3 protein-coding genes and 2 pseudogenes are annotated in these 4,319 nt (G+C 60.4%); all 5 read left to right on the forward strand.

Features of this window, described 5'->3' with window-relative positions; translation table 11 throughout:
- Positions 1 to 62: 62 nt before the first annotated feature.
- Positions 63 to 442 (forward strand): annotated as a pseudogene (locus JCM12296_RS48630) (urocanate hydratase); the annotation flags it as partial.
- A 60-nt stretch (positions 443 to 502) separates the two neighbouring features.
- Positions 503 to 1,078 (forward strand): hypothetical protein, encoded by a 576-nt coding sequence (locus JCM12296_RS48635; RefSeq protein ID WP_281492244.1) that lies wholly within the window; start codon positions 503 to 505, stop codon positions 1,076 to 1,078.
- 193 nt (positions 1,079 to 1,271) lie between these two features.
- Positions 1,272 to 1,397: a hypothetical protein gene (locus JCM12296_RS48640; RefSeq protein ID WP_281492243.1), complete on the forward strand. Its 126-nt coding sequence runs from the start codon at positions 1,272 to 1,274 to the stop codon at positions 1,395 to 1,397.
- Positions 1,398 to 1,423: 26 nt separating this feature from the next.
- A pseudogene (hutH, locus tag JCM12296_RS32795) lies at positions 1,424 to 2,817 on the forward strand (histidine ammonia-lyase).
- A gap of 138 nt (positions 2,818 to 2,955) precedes the next feature.
- Positions 2,956 to 4,319 (forward strand): MopE-related protein (locus JCM12296_RS32800; protein ID WP_218188408.1); only part of this gene is annotated, 1,364 nt, incomplete at its 3' end.

Below are 4,319 nucleotides of genomic sequence, written 5' to 3' on the forward strand. Positions count from 1 at the left end.
CCATCATCGCCGAGGTGGACGGGTCGCGCATCGATACCCGTCAGCGCCAGGGCTGGGTCGGCATGGTCTCGGCGGATCTTGACGCGATCGTCAAGGCAGCCCTTCAGGCAAAGGCCGACCGGCGGGCACTCTCCATCGCCTACCACGGCAACGTGGTGGATTTGCTGCAGTATCTTGTCGACCATCACATCCGTGTGGATCTGCTTTCGGATCAGACCTCCTGCCATGTGCCTACGACGGCGGCTATTGTCCCCAGGGGATCAGCTTTGCGGAACGCACGCGGCTGCTGGCCGAGGATCGCCAGACCCTCCACCAATGGGTGGATGCCAGCTTGCGGACCCACATCGGTCTGATCCGAACCCTTCACGACCGTGGGACCTATTTCTTCGACTACGGCAACGCTTTCCTCACGGCGGTGTTCGACGCCGGGGTGACCGACGTTGCCAGAAACGGCCGGGATGTGAAGGACGGTTTTGTGTTTCCCTCCTACTTTGAAGACATCATGGGGCCGATTTTCGACTATGGGTACGGCCCTTTCCGCTGGGTTTGTCTCAGCGGTGACCCGGTGGATTTGGAAAAAACCGATCGGGCCGCCATGGATTGCATTGATCCCGGCCGACGGGCCGAGGATCGGGACAACTATGTATGGATCCGGGATGCGGGCAAGAACCGCCTGGTGGTGGGCAGCCAGGCGCGAATTCTCTACCAGGATGCCGCGGGACGCATGCGTATCGCCCTGAAGTTCAACGCCATGGTAAGGAACAAAGATGTCGGACCGATCATGCTGGGCCGGGATCACCACGATCCCGGCGGCACGGACTCGCCCTTCCGCGAAACCGCCAATATCACCGATGGCAGCAATGTCACCGCCGATATGGCCACCCACTGCTTTGCCGGTAATGCGGCCCGGGGCATGTCCCTGGTGGCTCTGCACAATGGGGGCGGTACCGGCATCGGCAAGGCCATCAACGGCGGTTTCGGCCTGGTGCTGGATGGCAGCCGTCGGGTGGACGCCATCATTCGGTCGGCCATGAACTGGGACGTGATGGGGGGAGTGGCACGGCGTAACTGCCCGTAATCCCAATGCCATGGGGGTGGCGGCGGCCTATAACCGGGAGAATGACAATGGCGACCAGATTACCATCCCCTTCATGGCCGATGACGGCGCTGTTGAGAGGGCCGTGGACCGTCTGTTTGACGAAAAAGAATAGCCGCCCGGACATCTCTTGTGCAAAGTTGGTATTTGCCGGCGGTTACGGAGAATCGGCTCCATGAATCCGCTCTACCTGGATAAAGAGAATCTCACCATCGATGATTTGGTGTCCGTTGCCCGATCCGGGCGAGACGTCGCCGTGTCGAGTTTCGGAGAGGCCCGCGTGGCCCGTACCAGTGCCTGATCGAGCGTTGGGTTAAAGAAAAACGGGTGATTTACGGCATCACCACCGGATTCGGCGCTCTATGCAACGTCACCATTTCCGAAAAGGATACCCGGCGGCTGCAGGAGAATATTCTCATGAGTCATGCCGCCGGGGTGGGAGAGCCGCTTTCCGAGAGTGTGGTGCGGGCTATCATGCGCTACGGGTGCACGACCTCAGCCTGGGTTACTCCGGCTGCCGCATGGAGACGATCCGCTACCTGCTGGCATTTCTCAATCAGGACGTGATCCCCGTGGTGCCGGAAAAAGGATCGGTGGGTGCCAGTGGCGACCTCGCACCCACGGCCCATCTGGGGTTGGTATTGATCGGCCGGGGTGAGGCCTTTCACCACGGCGAGCGGGTTTCCGGAGCCGAGGCCCTATCCCGCATCGGACTGTCGCCGCTGCAACTGGCGGCCGGGGAGGGGTTGGCGCTGATCAACGGCACCCAGGTGATGAGTGCCATCGGCGCCTTGGTCGTCAATGACGCCGTGCGGCTTTCCAAAATGGCCGACATTGCCTGTGCCATGAGCCTGGAAGTACTCATGGGCTCCAACAGCGAGTTCGATCCGCGGATCCACCAGGTACGCCCCCATCCCGGACAGCTGGCCACGGCCGATAATATGTTGCGCCTGACGGCGGAGAGCCAGATTATCGCTTCCCACCAGGGATGCGCCCGGGTCCAGGATGCCTATACGCTGCGCTGCGCCCCGCAAATCCACGGTGCCAGCAAGGATGCCGTGGCCCATGCCCGGCGGGTGATCGATATCGAGATCAACTCGACCACCACCAATCCGTTGATTTTTCCCGACACCGAGGAGGTACGCCTGGGCGGTAATTTCCACGGCCAGCCCATCGCCATGGCCGCCGACTACCTGTCCATGGGGCTGGCCGAGTTGGGCAGTGTTTCCGAGCGGCGCATCGAACGCCTGGTGAACCCGCAACTCAGTGAGCTGCCGGCCTTTCTGATCAAGGAAGGCGGTATCAATTCCGGTCTGATGATCGGTCAGTATGCCGCCGCCGCCCTGGTCTCGGAGAACAAGGTCCTGGCCCACCCGGCCTGTGTGGACTCCATTCCCACCTCGGCCAACAAGGAAGACCATGTGAGCATGGGAACCATCGCCATTCGCCAAAGTCGTGAAATTCTCACCAACGTGGAGAATGTCATTGCCATCGAATTGCTCTGCGCGGCCCAGGCCTACGATTTGCTCACGGAAACACACCCCTTGACCGCCGGCCGGGGTACCCGTGAGGCCTACCGGGTGATCCGGCGTCACGTGCCCTTCATGGCGCAAGACCGCGAATTATACAAGGATATCCAGGCGATGGTGCAGGTGTTGCGATCCGGTGAAATCCTGGACGCCGTGGAGAGGGCCGTGGGACGCATCTGCGTGGAGAAATAGGGCGTCCGCGAGTGCAGTACACCGGATCAATGCCGTTGACAGCAATAGTTCGGCTGGATATATGTCAATGTCTGTGTAACCGCCTCACCAATTTTCCCAGAATCGTACAGTTTGAGAAGTCCGGAAAGGAGCCTTCCGATGAAAAGAAAACGGCTGCTTGCCTTTATGGGAGCCGTATTGGCCATTTTAATGGGCATGACACCGGTCATTGCCGGTCAGGTGGTCACCGAAGGGGAGAAAACCTGGGCAAGGCAGGCGCTGGCTCAGGAAGCCGCTCTTGCCGGGGGGACGATGCCAACCAACACGTTGTCGGTGCTCTATTTCGACAATCCCACGGGCGCAGCGGCGTTGGACGTGCTGCGCAAGGGATTGGCCTTCATGCTCATGACCGATCTGGCCAAAGTGGAAAACCTGCGCGTCGTGGAGCGCGTAAGACTACAGGCCCTTTTGGATGAGATGCGCCTTGGGTCGAGCGGCTTGGTGGCACCGGAAACGGCATCCCGATTGGGCAGAATCCTGGGCGCACGTTTTCTGGTGGGCGGGGGGCTTTTGGAAGGCGGCGGTCCGGATGGGAGAATGGATGACCTGGATGATGCCGCCATTACCCGAATCTTGGAATCCAGCATCCGGGTCAATCCGGGCGTAATGGATGTGCCCGGCCGACAGAAGCAGGACCTTCCGGCCATGGAGGGCCGGGTCAATCAAATCATTGAGCTGGAAAAACGGCTTTTATTTGCCTATGTCGAATACCTGCAATTGTCGTTGAGCGAAGCGGAGAAGGCGGCCCTGCGCGAACCCATGACCACCAACCCCCGGGCGCTCTTTTATTTCTTTATGGGGCTGTACTACAGCGACATGGGGCGGTACGACCAGGCCGGCCGCTGCTACGAGAAGGCCCTCCAACTGGATGCCGGTCTGACGCCGGCCCTGGACGCCCTGCAAGAGCTGCGGCAGTTGAGCCTTTACGGGGCGCCGAAGAAATCCATGTCGGTACTCAAATCCGTTCGTGACCGCACATCGCTGACCAACAGCCTGTCACCGGCCGAGGCGGTCAAGCGAGTAAGAACGCCGGCGGAGGTTGAAGTCCGCCAGCGCCGCAATCAGATGAGGAATACCGATCCCGACAACGATGGCGATGGGTATCGGGCGTCGGTGGATTGCAATGACAATGACAGCAGCATTTATCCCGGCGCGACGGAAATCCCCAATGACGGCATCGATCAGGACTGCGATGGTTCGGACCTGATCGTCGACACCTGTCCGGACGCCGACGGGGACGGTTATACCGATTCGGCCTGCGGGGGCACCGATTGCGACGACAGTAACAGCAGCATTCATCCCGGCGCGACGGAAATTGCCAATGACGGCATCGATCAGAACTGTGACGGTTCGGATCTGATCGTCGACACCTGTCCGGACGCCGATGGGGACGGTTACACCGATGCAGCCTGTGGGGGAAATGATTGCAACGACAGTGATGGCAGCATTCATCCCGGAGCGAC

The organism is Desulfosarcina cetonica JCM 12296 (genome assembly GCF_001311845.1).
GTDB classification, from domain to species: Bacteria; Desulfobacterota; Desulfobacteria; order Desulfobacterales; family Desulfosarcinaceae; genus Desulfosarcina; species Desulfosarcina cetonica.